We start from the raw sequence: 16,000 nt of genomic DNA on the forward strand, positions 1-16,000 counted from the left end.
AAGGAGAGGGGTTAGCGTAAGCGAAGCTCTGAACTGAAGCCCCAGTAAACGGCGGCCGTAACTATAACGGTCCTAAGGTAGCGAAATTCCTTGTCGGGTAAGTTCCGACCCGCACGAAAGGTGTAACGATTTGGGCACTGTCTCAACCAGAGACTCGGTGAAATTATAGTACCTGTGAAGATGCAGGTTACCCGCGACAGGACGGAAAGACCCCGTGGAGCTTTACTGTAGCCTGATATTGAATTTTGGTACAGTTTGTACAGGATAGGCGGGAGCCATTGAAACCGGAGCGCTAGCTTCGGTGGAGGCGCTGGTGGGATACCGCCCTGACTGTATTGAAATTCTAACCTACGGGTCTTATCGACCCGGGAGACAGTGTCAGGTGGGCAGTTTGACTGGGGCGGTCGCCTCCTAAAGTGTAACGGAGGCGCCCAAAGGTTCCCTCAGAATGGTTGGAAATCATTCGTAGAGTGCAAAGGCATAAGGGAGCTTGACTGCGAGACCTACAAGTCGAGCAGGGACGAAAGTCGGGCTTAGTGATCCGGTGGTTCCGCATGGAAGGGCCATCGCTCAACGGATAAAAGCTACCCCGGGGATAACAGGCTTATCTCCCCCAAGAGTCCACATCGACGGGGAGGTTTGGCACCTCGATGTCGGCTCATCGCATCCTGGGGCTGTAGTCGGTCCCAAGGGTTGGGCTGTTCGCCCATTAAAGCGGTACGCGAGCTGGGTTCAGAACGTCGTGAGACAGTTCGGTCCCTATCCGTCGTGGGCGCAGGAAATTTGAGAGGAGCTGTCCTTAGTACGAGAGGACCGGGATGGACGCACCGCTGGTGTACCAGTTGTTCTGCCAAGGGCATAGCTGGGTAGCTATGTGCGGAAGGGATAAGTGCTGAAAGCATCTAAGCATGAAGCCCCCCTCAAGATGAGATTTCCCATAGCGTAAGCTAGTAAGATCCCTGAAAGATGATCAGGTTGATAGGTTCGAGGTGGAAGCATGGTGACATGTGGAGCTGACGAATACTAATAGATCGAGGACTTAACCATATAATATGAAGCAATGTTATCTAGTTTTGAAGGAATATACCTTCAATAGTTTGGTGATGATGGCAGAGAGGTCACACCCGTTCCCATACCGAACACGGAAGTTAAGCTCTCTAGCGCCGATGGTAGTTGGGACCTTGTCCCTGTGAGAGTAGGACGTTGCCAAGCAAGATAAAAACACAAGTCTTTTGACTTGTGTTTTTTTATTTCCCATGAAATAGGCTGGATTCCGTTAGTAAAAATGCTGAAATATAGTAAGGGATTTTTTGAGCAGAAATATTGAGAAACTGATAAATAAATGGATAATCTTCAGATCCATAGCTTCCAAGTAAGTCATACCACCAATCTGTTTCATACCTCGAAATCATACTTAAATTATAGAGCAATAAATAATGAACAAGGAGCTCAGGCAACACTGGCTTAGAGTTTCTAGGGTCGTTCGTAAGTGGTAAATAATAAGTATCAGCAAGATACTCGTAGTATAAAGGTGTGCTATACATAGGATTCCATGATTGAATGGGTGCTGAAAAAAACACATTTAATTCATTATTTTTCTCAGGTACGTGTTGTATTGATAAATGCTTACAAGCTGTTTCGATGTAACGAGAAAATCTCTCTTTAGTCATATGTAGTCGATCTAGTATGTTGACTGAAAAGGAGAGCTCATTTTTATTTGTTGAATCGATTTTATATAATGTTGTTCCTTTTTGACTATAGCGAAATAAATGTTGTAACTCAGGGATTTTTCCCATTAACTCTAACATATTAAACTTTTCTGTTTCCAAGTGTTTCATGTGAAACAGTTGTTCTGCAGCGTGAGTAAATAGTCCGTTTTTCTGTATTTTCACCTCATCTTCTAAAAATTGATATCCTTGTTTTTTTCGTTTGCGGGTTGTCACTCCATGTGCTAAAACGGTTGTTGATTCTGGATAGTTTGGATTAATAGTTAATAAACAAGCTTTAAAAAGTTGTCCCATTCCATAAAATAACAGCATTGGCTGAATGGAAAATGGCGCTGTTTTATATAATTCATAATAATTTTTACCGTGTTCTAAGTAATAAATAAATGGATAACAATTTTCAAAACTTTTTTTTTCGGCATCCTGAATCGAGGATTTTTCATAACAACGGGCAAGATAATGTTGTACGTTTTGAGATGAAAAGAAGAAACTTAATTGCTGCCAAGCACAAGGTGTATGATGCATATATTACGCTCCTTTTATTGTCTAAAAATTCTAACATATTAATACTTTCTTGACAGTATTTTAACCAATTGATAAGCTACTAATAATAATTTCTGGTATTATGGGGGGAACAATTATGTGGGAATCTAAATTTGTTAAAGAAGGTTTGACTTTTGATGATGTATTACTTGTACCAGCAAAGTCAGATATATTACCAAGAGAAGTAAGTGTTAAAACAGTTTTATCTGAAAGCTTACAGTTAAACATCCCGTTAATTAGTGCAGGAATGGATACAGTAACAGAAGCTGATATGGCTATTGCAATGGCTCGTCAAGGTGGTTTAGGAATCATCCATAAGAATATGTCTATTGAGCATCAGGCAGAGCAAGTTGACAAAGTAAAACGCTCTGAAAGCGGCGTTATTTCAGATCCATTCTTTTTAACTCCAGAACATCAAGTATATGATGCGGAACATCTTATGGGAAAATACCGCATCTCAGGTGTACCAGTTGTAAATAATTTAGATGAGCGAAAATTAGTTGGTATTATTACAAACCGTGATATGCGCTTCATCCAAGACTACTCAATCAAAATTTCTGACGTAATGACAAAAGAACAGTTAATTACAGCCCCAGTTGGTACTACACTAGGAGAAGCTGAAAAGATCCTACAAAAGTATAAAATTGAAAAGCTTCCTCTTGTTGATAATAGCGGTGTATTACAAGGGCTTATTACAATAAAAGATATTGAAAAAGTAATTGAATTTCCAAACTCTGCAAAGGATAAGCAAGGACGCTTATTGGTTGGAGCAGCAGTTGGTGTAACAGCTGATGCAATGCTTCGTATCGATGCATTAGTAAAAGCGAGTGTAGATGCAATTGTACTTGATACAGCTCATGGACATTCTCAAGGTGTTATTGAAAAAGTAAAAGAAGTTCGCGCAAAATATCCAGCACTAAATATTATTGCTGGAAATGTTGCTACAGCTGAAGCAACGAAAGCATTAATTGAAGCTGGTGCAAATGTAGTTAAAGTTGGTATCGGACCAGGTTCTATTTGTACAACGCGTGTTGTAGCTGGAGTTGGTGTACCACAATTAACAGCAGTTTATGATTGTGCAACTGAAGCTCGTAAACACGGTATTCCAGTTATTGCAGATGGCGGTGTTAAGTACTCTGGTGATATGGTTAAAGCTTTAGCGGCAGGGGCACACGTTGTTATGCTAGGTAGTATGTTCGCTGGTGTAGCTGAAAGCCCTGGAGAAACTGAAATTTACCAAGGCCGTCAATTTAAAGTATATCGTGGTATGGGTTCTGTTGGAGCAATGGAAAAAGGAAGTAAAGATCGCTACTTCCAAGAAGGAAACAAAAAACTTGTTCCAGAAGGTATTGAAGGACGAGTACCATATAAAGGACCTTTAGCAGATACAGTTCATCAATTAGTTGGTGGATTACGTGCAGGTATGGGATACTGCGGAGCACAGAATTTAGAATTCTTACGTGAGAATGCGCAGTTCATTCGTATGTCAGGTGCTGGTTTACGTGAAAGCCATCCTCATCACGTACAGATTACAAAAGAGGCTCCAAACTACTCATTATAATGTCTTATATGTAAATAGACGGAGATTTGATATCTCTGTCTATTTTTTTTTGATTATGTTAGAATAACGGTTATGTGAGTACATAGATATTGGGGGTAGCAAAAGTGAAAGGTATGTTTTGCAAAAGATTCATTGCGTTGGTAACAGTGCTTACAATAGCTTGTAGCATGCTTGTACCATATAGCAATGCATCAGCAGAAACAGGAGCCGCTTTAAACATTGAAGCAGGTGCGGCAATTTTAGTAGAAGCGAATTCTGGGAAAATTGTATATCAAAAGAATGCAGATGAGTTATTATCAATTGCTAGTATGACAAAAATGATGAGTGAATACCTAGTGAACGAGGCTGTTGCGAAAGGGAAACTAAAATGGGATCAAAAAGTTAAGGTTTCCGAATATGCGTATAACATTTCGCAAGATCGTTCATTATCGAATGTGCCTCTACGAAACGGTGAGTCTTATACAGTAAAAGAGCTATACGAAGCAATGGCAATTTATTCTGCTAATGGTGCAACAATAGCTTTAGCTGAAGCAGTTGCTGGAAAAGAAGTAGACTTTGTAAAAATGATGAATGATAAATCGAAAGAGTTTGGATTAAAAAATTATAAGTTTGTAAATTCTACGGGCTTAACGAACAAAGATTTAAAAGGACACCATCCTGAAGGGACAACTCCAGATGAAGAAAATAAAATGTCTGCGAGAGATGTAGCAATTTTAGCACAACGTCTTATTCAAGATTTCCCTAAAACATTAGACATAGCAAAAATTTCAAAAAAAGTATTCCGTGAGGGTACTCCGGATCGGATCGAAATGCCTAACTGGAACTGGATGTTAAAAGGGTTGATTAAGGAATATGAAGGCGTAGATGGTCTGAAAACAGGATCAACTCCAGAAGCAGGAGATTGTTTCACTGGTACGATTGAAAGAAATGGTATGCGTTTCATTTCTGTAGTTATTAAAACAAAATCTCATACAGCAAGATTTGATGAGACAAAGAAATTATATGATTATGGCTTTGCTAACTTTGAAATGAAGAAAATGTATGAAAAAGATTCTTCGGTCAAAGGAAAAGAAACAGTAAGAGTTGAAAATGCGAAAGATAAAGATGTAGCAGTTCAAACGAAGCAAGCTGTTTCACTTCCGGTGCCAAAGGGAAGTAAAGACGTTTATAAAACAGAATTTAAAGAAGGAAATAAGGGACAAGAAGCACCTATGAAAAAAGGAGTTGCACTTGGCCAAATGGTTGTAACGTCTAAAGATAGTAATGACCCTGGATTTTTATCAGGAAAATCATTACAGGTAGACCTTATAACAAAGTCTGAAGTAGAAGAGGCAGGCTGGTTCACACGTTCTATGCGCGGAATTGGTTCTTTCTTTAGTGGTATGTGGAATAGTGCTGTTGATACAGTAAAAGGTTGGTTTTAAAAGCTCCTCATTGTAGGAGCTTTTTCTTATTCCTATTTTTCATACCGACTTTATGAAAAAGTAGTGGACAAGCATCAGATAGTTAGTGGTAGAATGTAAGAGTATTCTTAATTTTCTTCTTTAACGGGGGAAAGCAATTCACCTAGGGGGGTTTTTGTACATGACAAATGTAACAGGGACAGAACGTGTAAAACGTGGAATGGCAGAAATGCAAAAAGGCGGCGTTATTATGGACGTAGTTAACGCTGAGCAAGCAAGGATTGCAGAAGAGGCAGGCGCAGTTGCTGTTATGGCATTAGAGCGTGTACCTGCAGATATTCGTGCAGTAGGTGGCGTTTCTCGTATGGCAGATCCAACAATTGTTGAAGAAGTTATGGGTGCTGTGTCAATTCCGGTTATGGCAAAATGCCGTATCGGTCACCTTGTAGAAGCACGTGTATTAGAATCATTAGGGGTAGACTATATCGATGAGAGTGAAGTATTAACTCCTGCTGATGAAGTATACCATTTAAATAAACGTGATTACACAGTTCCGTTTGTATGTGGTTGCCGTGATATCGGAGAAGCTGCACGTCGTATTGCAGAAGGTGCAGCTATGCTTCGTACAAAAGGTGAGCCTGGAACAGGAAACATTGTAGAGGCAGTGCGTCATATGCGCCAAGTCAATGCAGAAATCCGTCAAGTTGCGAGTCTACGTGAAGATGAGTTAATGACATATGCAAAAAATACTGGTGCTCCTTATGAAGTACTACTTGAAATTAAACGCCTTGGTCGTTTACCAGTTGTAAACTTTGCAGCAGGTGGTGTAGCAACACCTGCAGATGCAGCGTTAATGATGCAACTTGGTGCTGATGGTGTATTTGTTGGATCTGGTATCTTCAAATCAGAAAACCCAGAGAAATTTGCACGTGCAATCGTTGAAGCAACGACTCATTATGAAGATTACGAACTAATTGCAAGCCTTTCTAAAGGATTAGGTAATGCAATGAAAGGTGTCGAAATTTCAACGTTATTACCAGAACAACGCATGCAAGAGCGTGGATGGTAATTAAAGGAGATCTTTAAAATGGTGAAAATCGGTGTGCTAGGTCTTCAAGGTGCTGTTCGTGAGCATGTGAAATCAGTTGAAGCAAGTGGTGCAGAAGCTGTTGTTGTAAAGCGTATAGAACAACTTGAAGAAATTGATGGTCTTATTTTACCAGGCGGTGAAAGTACAACAATGCGCCGTCTTATTGATAAGTATGCTTTCATGGAGCCTCTTCGTACATTTGCGAAGTCTGGTAAACCAATGTTTGGTACATGTGCAGGAATGATTCTTCTTGCGAAAACACTTATTGGCTATGAAGAAGCACATATTGGTGCTATGGATATTACGGTTGAGCGCAATGCGTTCGGACGCCAAAAAGATAGTTTTGAAGCTGCACTTTCAATGAAGGGTGTGGGGGAAGACTTTGTTGGTGTATTTATCCGTGCTCCGTATGTTGTAAATGTAGCTGATGATGTTGAAGTACTTTCTACACATGGCGATCGAATGGTAGCGGTAAGACAATGTCAGTTTTTAGCTGCTTCTTTCCATCCAGAATTAACGGATGATCACCGTGTAACAGCATACTTTGTAGAGATGGTAAAAGAAGCGAAAATGAAAAAAGTTGTATAAGTAACTTGCAACTTGTATAAGATTATAGTAAATTGATGGTAACAATTTTATAAAATAAGCGTGTTGATAGGAAGTAGTAACAAATGTTGTTTCTTATAGAGAGTCGATGGTTGGTGGAAATCGATAGAAACAGTTTGTGAATCCATCCTGGAATGGAATGTGGAATATCTTTTGATTAGTAAGCATTCCCGGTGAAGAGCCGTTATTTCTACTTGAGAGGAAAGCGGTAATGCTTTCAACTAGGGTGGCAACGCGGGTTAACTTCCGTCCCTTTATATAGGGACGGGAGTTTTTTGTGTTTTATAAAATAAAAGGAGGAGTATATAATGCTTGATATTAAATTTTTACGTACAAATTTTGAAGAGGTAAAAGCAAAATTACAGCATAGAGGCGAAGATTTAACGGATTTTGGTCGCTTTGAAGAACTTGATACGAGAAGAAGAGAGCTACTTGTTCAAACTGAAGAACTAAAAAGTAAACGTAACGAAGTATCTCAACAAATTTCAGTATTAAAGCGTGAAAAGAAAGATGCGGAAGCTCTAATTCTAGAAATGCGTGAAGTTGGGGAAAAAGTAAAAGATCTTGATAATGAGCTTCGTACAGTTGAAGAAGATTTAGAAAGATTAATGCTATCTATCCCAAATATCCCTCATGAATCTGCTCCAATAGGTGAAACAGAGGATGATAACGTAGTAGCACGTACTTGGGGAGAAGTGAAAGAATTTACTTATGAGCCAAAACCGCATTGGGACCTTGCTACTGATTTAGGGATTTTAGATTTTGAACGTGCTGGGAAAGTAACAGGAAGCCGATTTGTATTTTACAAAGGTGCTGGTGCAAGATTAGAACGTGCTTTGATTAGCTTTATGCTTGACCTTCATACTGATGAGCATGGATATGAGGAAGTATTGCCTCCTTATATGGTAAACCGTGCAAGTATGACAGGAACAGGACAACTTCCGAAGTTTGAAGAAGATGCATTCCGTATTGAAAGTGAAGACTATTTCCTAATCCCAACAGCTGAAGTACCTGTAACGAATATGCATCGTGATGAGATTGTGAGTAAAGAGCAATTGCCGATACGATATGCTGCGTTTAGCTCATGCTTCCGTTCTGAAGCAGGTTCAGCTGGTCGTGATACACGCGGTTTAATTCGCCAACACCAATTTAATAAAGTTGAACTTGTGAAGTTCGTGAAACCAGAAGATTCTTACGAAGAGTTAGAAAAATTAACAAATGATGCAGAACGCGTGTTACAATTATTAGAGTTACCATATCGCGTTATGAGCATGTGTACAGGAGATTTAGGATTTACAGCAGCGAAGAAATACGATATTGAAGTATGGATTCCAAGCTATGGCACATATCGTGAAATTTCTTCTTGTAGTAATTTTGAGGCTTTCCAAGCGAGACGTGCGAATATCCGTTTCCGCCGTGAGCCAAATGGCAAACCGGAACATGTTCATACACTAAATGGATCTGGTCTTGCAATTGGACGTACAGTGGCAGCTATTTTAGAGAACTACCAACAAGAAGATGGTACAATTATAATTCCAGAAGTTCTTCGCCCTTATATGGGAGGAAAAACAGTTATTAAATAAGTTAAAACATTCATCGGTATGAGTGATTGGTAATTATGGGCGTTGTCAGCAGTGTCATAAAGGAGAGGGAAAGTAAAATTTCCCTTTCCCCATAATTTATTATAGTAGGGTTGACTAACTGTTTTTCTTTTGATATTATATTTGATGTCAATATGGAGGTATACCCAAGTCTGGCTGAAGGGATCGGTCTTGAAAACCGACAGGCGGCGAGAGTCGCGCGGGGGTTCGAATCCCTCTACCTCCTCCAGATATAATTGACAACAGCGCATATAAGTGGAGATTGGAGAACTCGTTACCAACACGTAACGAGTTTTTATTTTAAAACCAATCATAAAGTATGATGTAAGGATATAGTGTCCTTATTACACACTCATATTCCGATGATTATCTTCATAGATATGAAAGGAGTTAACATGGATCTTATTATACAAACGTTTCCTTTAGATGGAAAAACTTTATATTATGTACAATGTCCTGTCTGTAAGAACAATAGAATTTTAAACAGTGGTGCAAATGTGTCGCGCATTATAAGTGATGATACATTCCGTAAACTTTGTGGTTGCACTTGTGATGTAAAACAGGTTGCAAAAAAAGTAGAGGTGCCAAAAGAAGCTGAAAAACCAGCTGTGCAAAAAGAAGTAACTCCAAAACGTACAGGGAAATTACTAACAGCAGTAATTAACGGGAAAGAAATGACCGTTAAAGAGATTGCTGAAACATATGATATTAGTACGAGTACTGTTCGTCAGCGTATTAATGCTGGAAAGCCAGAGAGTGAAATTATTGCTCCAACGAAAAAGAAAAAGTAATTTCATAGGAAAACCCGTGCATATGCACGGGTTTTTTATTTTACAAGTTTACGTGTTTGTTTTAAAAAATGTCCAATTTTTTTAATGATTGGTTCGATTGAATCGCCATCTTTTAAAATATCATATTCATTAATGTTTAATCGTAAAATAGGGCATGAATTAAAGTTATTAATCCAGTTATCGTAACGTCCATGCATCTCTTTCCAATACTCAATTGGTGTTTGCTGCTCCATTGGACGTCCTCGTTCTTGAATACGATCGACAATATCATCAAACGAACCTTCTAGGTAAATTAATAAGTCTGGATGAGGGAAGTAAGGAGTCATGACCATAGCATCAAATAAACCTTTGTATGTTTCATAATCAGTTTCAGTCATTGTACCCTTTTCGTGATGCATCTTTGCGAAAATACCAGTGTCCTCATAGATAGAACGATCTTGAACAAAACCGCCACCATATTCGAAAATTCTTTTTTGTTCTTTAAATCGTTCTGCTAAAAAGTACACTTGTAAGTGAAAGCTCCAGCGTGTGAAATCAGCATAGAACTTGTCCAAATACGGATTAGAATCTACTTTTTCAAAAGATGTACGATAACCTAAAGCGTTAGCTAATGCAGTTGTCATAGTGGATTTACCGACACCTACTGTTCCAGCAATAGTGATAACTGCATCATTTGGTATATCATATTTTTGCCTTAAATTCATTGTTATTTCGACTCCTTCAAGAGAGTATTTTGAAGAGCGGATAAGATGACATTTAAATCATCAGGATTTCTTACAAAATCCATATCGTCTCCATTAAATTTCAATACTGGAATATCTGGATGGTCCTTTTTGAAAGCATCCATTGCTGTTTCGTAATCTTTTGTAAGCTGTAGTAAGTAATTTGGATCCATATTTTTTTCGAATTCTCTTCCGCGCATCGCAATTCTTTTTTGTAATGTTTCTAGGCTCGCTGTTAAATAAACGATGACATTTGGTACAGGCATATCTTGCGTAAGAATGCGATAAATTTGCATGTACTTGTCATATTGAGCATCTTTTAATGTACGGGATGCAAAAATTAAATTTTTAAATATATGATAATCTGCTACTACAGGCTTCCTTTGATTCAAATACTTTATGTTAATATCCTCTAGTTGTTTGTATCTATTACAAAGAAAGAACATCTCTGTTTGAAAACTCCATTCGTCGATGTCTTCATAGAATTTTCCTAAAAAAGGATTTTCATCAACAATCTCTTTTAGTAAGTGGAGTTGCATGTGAGTTGAAAGTTCCTTCGCAAGTGAAGTTTTTCCAACACCAATTGGTCCTTCAACCGTGATAAATGGTACTCCGGTCACGCTGTTTCCTCCTTTCAATCAGTGATTTACCGTGACTACTAAAAACACAAAACAGAATTATTGTAGCACAAGAGGGGAGCGAGCGGACTAATTTGATATAAAAAGTTAGAAAATAGATATGTATTAATTAAATTTTATTTGGGATGACGGTACAATATTTGCCTTTAATGTGGCCTCCATTATTTTTAAAGCATGTTCATTATCTTGCTCGTTATTAGAAGCGATGCAATCCCGTGGTACATAAAGTGTATAATTTCTCATATGGGCATCATTAGCTGTAAAAAGGATGCATATGTTCCCGGCAATTCCTGTTAAAATGAGATTTTCGATTTTTAAATAACCTAATAAAGAATTCAAAGGTGTTTCATAAAAAGCAGAGTAATGTGGTTTAATAAAAATGTAATCGTCAGTATGCGGAGCAATGGCCTCGATAATATTTTTACTATACTTATTTGTACAATGAGTAATAAGTTGATTAATATCAGATCTCCAAAGTTGATAGTGATCATTGACATAAATTATTGGATAGCCCAATGATTTCATTGTGTCCTTTAATTGTAGAATGGGGTTCTTTATAATTTCACATTTCTGTGCCAGGATGGGCCCGTGGGAGAATTGAAAATCATTAATCATATCGATAATGAGTAAGGCAGTATTTTTCATATGTAATTCCCTCTCTTTCTTCTTTAGGTTGGATTGAATTTGCAAAAGTTATCCCACCTGCAAGAAATGAAAAAGTGTATTTTATTTTTGGTGAAAGGACTATATTATGGAGCGAGATATATATTTTATGCAGTTAGCAATAGAGGAAGCAAAGAAGGCAGAGGCGATACAAGAGGTACCAATTGGTGCTGTAATTGTGCTAGATGATGAAGTGATTAGTGTCGCGCATAACTTAAGAGAAACTGAACAGAGATCAATAGCTCACGCCGAGCTCTTAGCTATTGATGAAGCTTGCAAAAAATTAGGGACATGGCGTTTAGAAGATGCAACGTTATATGTAACATTAGAACCTTGTCCAATGTGTGCAGGGGGAATTGTTTTATCGCGTGTAAAAAGGGTTGTATATGGAGCGAGCGATCCGAAAGGTGGATGTGCAGGTACATTGATGAATCTTTTAACTGATGAGCGTTTTAATCATCAGTGTGAAGTAGTGGCTGGTGTACTTGAAGAGGAATGTGGTACGTTGTTAACGATTTTTTTTAGGGAGCTTCGTAAGAAAAGAAAAGAAGCGAAAAAACTAGAGAAAAGTAATGGTAACTAACGTATTTGCATTTTGTAAAAAAACAAGTTATACTGATAATGCCTTATCCAAGGCAACCGAATATTGGTTTTAACTTTGCCGTGCTAAGCGGGGAGGTAGCGGTGCCCTATACTCGCAATCCGCTCTAGCGAGGCTGAATCCCTTCTCGAGGTTATGCTACTGTAAGGCCTGCCTTAAGTAAGTGGTGTTGACGTTTGGGTCCTGCGCAACGGGACCCCGTGAACCTTGTCAGGTCCGGAAGGAAGCAGCAATAAGCGGGTTTTCTCGTGTGCCGCAGGAGTGCCTGAACCGAGCTAACTGCTTGAGTAACGCTTATGGTACGTAATCGACAGAAGGTGCACGGCAGTTATATATGTATACAAAACTCACCTTAATATAAAGGTGAGTTTTTTGTATGGAAAATAACTTTTGGAATCTATAAACAGAATGGGTTATAATAAATGAGATAATAACCTTTGAGGGAGGCCGTATTTTCGTGTCATACCAAGCGTTATACCGAACATGGAGACCGCAAAAATTTGAAGATGTAGTCGGTCAAAAGCACGTGACAAAAACGTTGCAAAATGCCCTTCTTCAAGAGAAAGCTTCACATGCTTATTTGTTTTCTGGTCCGAGGGGAACAGGGAAAACGACAATTGCAAAAGTATTTGCAAAGGCAATTAACTGTGAGCACGCCCCGGTAGCTGAACCTTGTAATGAATGTCCTTCTTGTTTAGGAATTACACAAGGATCTATTTCAGATGTATTAGAAATTGATGCGGCTTCAAATAACGGTGTGGATGAAATTCGAGATATAAGAGATAAAGTAAAATATGCTCCAAGTGCTGTAGGATATAAAGTATACATTATTGATGAAGTTCACATGCTTTCTATGGGTGCCTTTAATGCGCTTTTGAAAACTTTAGAAGAGCCGCCAGGACATGTTATTTTTATTCTGGCGACAACAGAACCGCATAAGATTCCAGCTACAATTATTTCACGTTGTCAGCGTTTTGAGTTTCGAAATATATCAGTAAATGATATCGTGGAGAGGTTATCGACAGTCGTGACAAATGAAGGTACGCAAGTAGAAGATGAAGCGTTACAAATCGTAGCGCGTGCTGCTGAAGGTGGTATGCGTGATGCGCTCAGTCTTATCGATCAAGCTATTTCTTATAGTGATGAGACGGTGACGAGCGAAGATGTTTTAGCTGTAACGGGATCTGTATCTCAGCGATATTTAGGTGACCTGGTAGAATGTATACGTAAAAATGATGTATCAAGGGCGTTACGTATTATAGATGAGATGATGAGTAAAGGGAAAGATCCAGTTCGCTTTATGGAGGATTTCATTTACTACTATCGTGATATGCTTTTATATCAAACTTCACCACAATTAGAACATATGTTGGAACGGGTAATTGTAGATGATCAATTCCGTACGTTAATTGAAGAAATGCAACCGGAAGTAATCTATGAAATTATTCATACCCTTAGTAAGGGACAACAGGAGATGAAGTGGACAAACCATCCAAGAATATTCTTGGAAGTTGTTATGGTGCAACTGTGTCAGCAGTTTATGATGCAAGCAAACGGCGCAGATCGTTTACAAGCGATTATGAACAGGATGCAGCAACTGGAGAAAGAGTTAGAGCAAGTTAAAAAGAATGGCGTGCCAGCTGGTGTACAGCAGGAAGTAAGAGAGACGCGGGCAACACCAAAACCGGTACGAACAGGAAATATGAAAATTCCTGTTGGACGTGTGAATGAAGTGTTAAAGCAAGCAAAGCGTCAAGATTTAGAACAGTTAAAAGCTGTATGGGGCGAATTGTTAGGAAGACTCAAGTCACATAACAAAGTAGCATTTGCTGTTTTATTAGAAAATAGTGAACCAGTTGCGGCTTCGGATGATACTTATGTGTTAGCATTTCAATATGAGATTCATTGCAAAATGGCTAGTGAAAATCGAGAAGCGATGGATACATTGGAACAAACTCTTTTTGAATTGTTAAGTAAAAGGTTAAATATGATTGCTATCCCAAAAAGTGAATGGGGTAAAATTCGTGAAGACTTTTTACAACGCGAAGGCGGGGATTCTGAAGAAAGCCCAGAACAAAAAGAAGATCCTCTTATAGAAGAGGCTGTAAAATTAGTAGGGCAAGAACTTATTGAAATAAAAGAGTAATAATAATGAGGAGGAATTAATTATGATGCGTGGCGGAATGGGAAATATGAATAATATGATGAAACAAATGCAAAAGATGCAAAAAGACATGGCGAAGGCACAAGAAGAGCTTGGCGATAAAACAGTTGAAGGTACAGCTGGTGGCGGAATGGTTACTGTTATCGCAAATGGCCATAAGCAAGTTCTTGAAGTGAAAATTAAAGAAGAAGTTGTAGATCCAGAAGATATTGAAATGTTACAAGACTTAGTATTAGCTGCAACGAATGATGCACTTAAAAAGGTTGATGAACTTTCAAACTCTACAATGGGCAAATTTACAAAAGGCATGAACTTACCAGGTGGAATGTTCTAGGAGGATATTGATATATGCATTATCCAGAACCGATATCAAAATTAATCGATAGTTTTATGAAGTTACCAGGAATCGGACCGAAAACAGCGGTTCGATTGGCGTTTTTCGTGTTAGATATGAAAGAGGATGATGTACTAGGTTTTGCAAAAGCACTTGTGAATGCGAAGCGAGATTTAGCGTATTGTTCTATATGCGGGCATATCACTGACCGCGATCCTTGTTATATTTGTGACGATTCGCATAGGGATCAATCGGTTATTTGTGTAGTACAAGAGCCGAAAGATGTAATTGCGATGGAAAAAATGAAAGAGTATCAAGGTGTATATCATGTTTTGCGTGGTGCCATTTCTCCAATGGAGGGAATTGGACCTGAGGATATTAATATCCCGCAGTTATTAAAGAGACTACAAGATGAAACAGTACAAGAAGTGATATTAGCAACAAACCCTAATATTGAAGGGGAAGCTACAGCAATGTACATATCCCGCCTCTTAAAGCCAACAGGGATTAAAGTAACTCGTATTGCACATGGTCTGCCAGTTGGTGGAGATTTAGAATATGCAGATGAAGTAACGCTATCGAAAGCTTTAGAAGGCCGTAGAGAGATATAAGAGGAGAAGGGAAAATGTTCTTTCAAAAAAAGGGTAAGTTGCGTAAAGAGTATGACGATAAGTTAATTATATTATTAGAAAAGGTAAAGAATGAATGGCTACGTCAGAAGAGACTGGTTGAACAAAGTGTTGAGCCGTCTCAAGATGTACTTTGTTCTTTAAAAATAGCAGAGGCGAAATATTTTTTCTTGTTAAAAGAAGCAAAACGTCGTCCTGTGAAAATGGAACAATGGTAAAAGGTCCTGCTTTTTAAAGCGGGACCTTTTGCTTTTTATCGATTTATTTATGAGTAACAGGGCTACTTTATTTTTGGGATATAAAGAGGAGAAGGAAAAGGTGTGAATGGAATTAGTTGTATCTAATTGTTAGTGCTTAGAAGAAATATTACTGATTAAAGGTTATAAAGATGAAGTGGTAGGAGTTATGTTATAGATGTTCTTTTTTATTGTCTTGTCCCATACAAATGGATATGTATAGGTCATTCATAAGGAGGGAAAAATGAATTCTACAATTATTATTGTTGGCATTCTTGCTTTGGTTTTTATTTTTCTTGTTTTTGGTGTTTCTGCTAAACCAATACGTTTTATAGGGAAAGTACTCTTTCATGTCACTTTAGGTATAGCGTTACTATTTATTGTGAATGTTGCAGGGACATATTTTGATTTTCATATTCCAATTAACATGGGCACGGCTACGGTATCAAGTTTATTAGGGGTGCCAGGTGTTGCTGCATTAGTGATTATTAAGCTATATATAATGCCAAGATAAATTTATTTTGGCATTTTTTTAAAAAGCGTTGACTTATCGATTAGTAATATGATAAATTAATAAGCGTCGTCAGGAACGAAAGAAAAAAGTTGTTGACAGATTCAAGTCGAAATGTTAAATTATAAAAGTCGCTGAAACGCGATATTGAACTTTGAAAACTAAACGAAACAAACAACGTGA

16 protein-coding genes, 1 tRNA gene, 2 rRNA genes, 1 other RNA gene and 1 other annotated feature (1 of these 21 running past the window's edge) are annotated in these 16,000 nt (G+C 38.3%); of the genes, 16 read left to right on the plus strand and 4 right to left on the minus strand.

The features are described 5' to 3' along the window. Both MKX77_RS26715 and rrf read left to right on the plus strand, forming a co-directional pair. Nucleotides 1-1,047: ribosomal RNA gene (locus MKX77_RS26715) — 23S ribosomal RNA — on the plus strand (it extends 1,875 nt beyond the left edge of the window). Between the two features lie 49 nt (nucleotides 1,048-1,096). After that, nucleotides 1,097-1,212 (plus strand): 5S ribosomal RNA (rrf, locus tag MKX77_RS26720). Nucleotides 1,213-1,247: 35 nt separating this feature from the next. Here the strand turns inward: rrf and MKX77_RS26725 are convergent. After that, nucleotides 1,248-2,249 (minus strand): YaaC family protein, encoded by a 1,002-nt coding sequence (locus MKX77_RS26725; protein WP_215554926.1) that lies wholly within the window; start codon nucleotides 2,247-2,249, stop codon nucleotides 1,248-1,250. A 115-nt stretch (nucleotides 2,250-2,364) separates the two neighbouring features. On the opposite strand from MKX77_RS26725, the gene guaB reads away from it, so the two are divergent. The 7 genes from guaB to MKX77_RS26760 all read left to right on the plus strand — a co-directional run bounded on the left by guaB (nucleotide 2,365) and on the right by MKX77_RS26760 (nucleotide 9,319). Then, nucleotides 2,365-3,828, plus strand: coding sequence for an IMP dehydrogenase (guaB, locus tag MKX77_RS26730; protein WP_002159656.1), 1,464 nt, complete (start codon nucleotides 2,365-2,367; stop codon nucleotides 3,826-3,828). Nucleotides 3,829-3,941: 113 nt separating this feature from the next. After that, complete coding sequence (locus MKX77_RS26735; RefSeq protein ID WP_341308257.1) at nucleotides 3,942-5,252, plus strand: D-alanyl-D-alanine carboxypeptidase family protein; 1,311 nt, start codon at nucleotides 3,942-3,944, stop codon at nucleotides 5,250-5,252. Nucleotides 5,253-5,412: 160 nt separating this feature from the next. Further along, a complete protein-coding gene (pdxS, locus tag MKX77_RS26740; RefSeq protein ID WP_341308243.1) occupies nucleotides 5,413-6,300 on the plus strand; it encodes a pyridoxal 5'-phosphate synthase lyase subunit PdxS in 888 nt (295 codons plus the stop codon). 18 nt (nucleotides 6,301-6,318) lie between these two features. Next, nucleotides 6,319-6,909, plus strand: a complete 591-nt coding sequence (gene pdxT, locus MKX77_RS26745; RefSeq protein WP_002151931.1) for a pyridoxal 5'-phosphate synthase glutaminase subunit PdxT — start codon at nucleotides 6,319-6,321, stop codon at nucleotides 6,907-6,909. Between the two features lie 54 nt (nucleotides 6,910-6,963). After that, nucleotides 6,964-7,184, plus strand: a binding site (T-box leader). Nucleotides 7,185-7,235: 51 nt separating this feature from the next. Then, nucleotides 7,236-8,510 carry a serine--tRNA ligase gene (gene serS / locus MKX77_RS26750; RefSeq protein ID WP_002009617.1) on the plus strand — a complete coding sequence of 425 codons (1,275 nt, stop codon included), beginning with the start codon at nucleotides 7,236-7,238 and terminating at the stop codon, nucleotides 8,508-8,510. A gap of 154 nt (nucleotides 8,511-8,664) precedes the next feature. After that, nucleotides 8,665-8,757 (plus strand) — tRNA-Ser (locus MKX77_RS26755). A 166-nt stretch (nucleotides 8,758-8,923) separates the two neighbouring features. Then, the gene (locus MKX77_RS26760; RefSeq protein WP_002107271.1) at nucleotides 8,924-9,319 is read left to right on the plus strand and encodes a DUF3797 domain-containing protein; all 396 of its coding nucleotides are present in this window, start codon (nucleotides 8,924-8,926) and stop codon (nucleotides 9,317-9,319) included. A gap of 35 nt (nucleotides 9,320-9,354) precedes the next feature. Here the strand turns inward: MKX77_RS26760 and MKX77_RS26765 are convergent, their stop codons facing one another. The 3 genes from MKX77_RS26765 to MKX77_RS26775 all read right to left on the minus strand — a co-directional run bounded on the left by MKX77_RS26765 (nucleotide 9,355) and on the right by MKX77_RS26775 (nucleotide 11,324). After that, nucleotides 9,355-10,023 (minus strand): deoxynucleoside kinase, encoded by a 669-nt coding sequence (locus MKX77_RS26765; RefSeq protein ID WP_002107272.1) that lies wholly within the window; start codon nucleotides 10,021-10,023, stop codon nucleotides 9,355-9,357. A gap of 2 nt (nucleotides 10,024-10,025) precedes the next feature. After that, entirely contained in the window at nucleotides 10,026-10,661 is a 636-nt protein-coding gene (locus MKX77_RS26770; protein WP_002159650.1) for a deoxynucleoside kinase, read from the minus strand. Nucleotides 10,662-10,784: 123 nt separating this feature from the next. Further along, nucleotides 10,785-11,324, minus strand: coding sequence for an isochorismatase family cysteine hydrolase (locus MKX77_RS26775; RefSeq protein WP_002107274.1), 540 nt, complete (start codon nucleotides 11,322-11,324; stop codon nucleotides 10,785-10,787). Nucleotides 11,325-11,430: 106 nt separating this feature from the next. On the opposite strand from MKX77_RS26775, the gene tadA reads away from it, so the two are divergent. From tadA to MKX77_RS26810, 7 genes are all read left to right on the plus strand, one after another. Further along, a complete protein-coding gene (gene tadA / locus MKX77_RS26780; protein ID WP_002151937.1) occupies nucleotides 11,431-11,925 on the plus strand; it encodes a tRNA adenosine(34) deaminase TadA in 495 nt (164 codons plus the stop codon). Nucleotides 11,926-12,003: 78 nt separating this feature from the next. After that, nucleotides 12,004-12,268, plus strand: an RNA gene (gene ffs / locus MKX77_RS26785) — signal recognition particle sRNA large type. A gap of 132 nt (nucleotides 12,269-12,400) precedes the next feature. Continuing rightward, nucleotides 12,401-14,089 (plus strand): DNA polymerase III subunit gamma/tau, encoded by a 1,689-nt coding sequence (dnaX, locus tag MKX77_RS26790; RefSeq protein ID WP_341308244.1) that lies wholly within the window; start codon nucleotides 12,401-12,403, stop codon nucleotides 14,087-14,089. 25 nt (nucleotides 14,090-14,114) lie between these two features. Beyond that, nucleotides 14,115-14,441, plus strand: a complete 327-nt coding sequence (locus tag MKX77_RS26795; RefSeq protein ID WP_215556545.1) for a YbaB/EbfC family nucleoid-associated protein — start codon at nucleotides 14,115-14,117, stop codon at nucleotides 14,439-14,441. A 14-nt stretch (nucleotides 14,442-14,455) separates the two neighbouring features. Beyond that, nucleotides 14,456-15,052, plus strand: a complete 597-nt coding sequence (gene recR / locus MKX77_RS26800; RefSeq protein ID WP_215554928.1) for a recombination protein RecR — start codon at nucleotides 14,456-14,458, stop codon at nucleotides 15,050-15,052. 14 nt (nucleotides 15,053-15,066) lie between these two features. Next, entirely contained in the window at nucleotides 15,067-15,288 is a 222-nt protein-coding gene (locus MKX77_RS26805; RefSeq protein WP_002159647.1) for a YaaL family protein, read from the plus strand. A gap of 262 nt (nucleotides 15,289-15,550) precedes the next feature. Further along, nucleotides 15,551-15,820 carry a pro-sigmaK processing inhibitor BofA family protein gene (locus MKX77_RS26810; protein ID WP_341308245.1) on the plus strand — a complete coding sequence of 90 codons (270 nt, stop codon included), beginning with the start codon at nucleotides 15,551-15,553 and terminating at the stop codon, nucleotides 15,818-15,820. Nucleotides 15,821-16,000: the final 180 nt, after the last annotated feature.

The organism is Bacillus sp. FSL R9-9410 (genome assembly GCF_038050385.1).
GTDB classification, from domain to species: Bacteria; Bacillota; Bacilli; order Bacillales; family Bacillaceae_G; genus Bacillus_A; species Bacillus_A cereus_U.

Excerpts from the sequence above, each read along its gene's own strand:
- MKX77_RS26725 (WP_215554926.1), bottom strand. The coding sequence starts at position 2,249 with ATGCATCATACACCTTGTGCTTGGCAGCAATTAAGTTTCTTCTTTTCA.
- guaB (WP_002159656.1), top strand. The coding sequence starts at position 2,365 with ATGTGGGAATCTAAATTTGTTAAAGAAGGTTTGACTTTTGATGATGTA.
- MKX77_RS26735 (WP_341308257.1), top strand. The coding sequence starts at position 3,942 with ATGTTTTGCAAAAGATTCATTGCGTTGGTAACAGTGCTTACAATAGCT.
- pdxS (WP_341308243.1), top strand. The coding sequence starts at position 5,413 with ATGACAAATGTAACAGGGACAGAACGTGTAAAACGTGGAATGGCAGAA.
- pdxT (WP_002151931.1), top strand. The coding sequence starts at position 6,319 with ATGGTGAAAATCGGTGTGCTAGGTCTTCAAGGTGCTGTTCGTGAGCAT.
- serS (WP_002009617.1), top strand. The coding sequence starts at position 7,236 with ATGCTTGATATTAAATTTTTACGTACAAATTTTGAAGAGGTAAAAGCA.
- MKX77_RS26760 (WP_002107271.1), top strand. The coding sequence starts at position 8,924 with ATGGATCTTATTATACAAACGTTTCCTTTAGATGGAAAAACTTTATAT.
- MKX77_RS26765 (WP_002107272.1), bottom strand. The coding sequence starts at position 10,023 with ATGAATTTAAGGCAAAAATATGATATACCAAATGATGCAGTTATCACT.
- MKX77_RS26775 (WP_002107274.1), bottom strand. The coding sequence starts at position 11,324 with ATGAAAAATACTGCCTTACTCATTATCGATATGATTAATGATTTTCAA.
- tadA (WP_002151937.1), top strand. The coding sequence starts at position 11,431 with ATGGAGCGAGATATATATTTTATGCAGTTAGCAATAGAGGAAGCAAAG.
- MKX77_RS26795 (WP_215556545.1), top strand. The coding sequence starts at position 14,115 with ATGCGTGGCGGAATGGGAAATATGAATAATATGATGAAACAAATGCAA.
- recR (WP_215554928.1), top strand. The coding sequence starts at position 14,456 with ATGCATTATCCAGAACCGATATCAAAATTAATCGATAGTTTTATGAAG.
- MKX77_RS26805 (WP_002159647.1), top strand. The coding sequence starts at position 15,067 with ATGTTCTTTCAAAAAAAGGGTAAGTTGCGTAAAGAGTATGACGATAAG.
- MKX77_RS26810 (WP_341308245.1), top strand. The coding sequence starts at position 15,551 with ATGAATTCTACAATTATTATTGTTGGCATTCTTGCTTTGGTTTTTATT.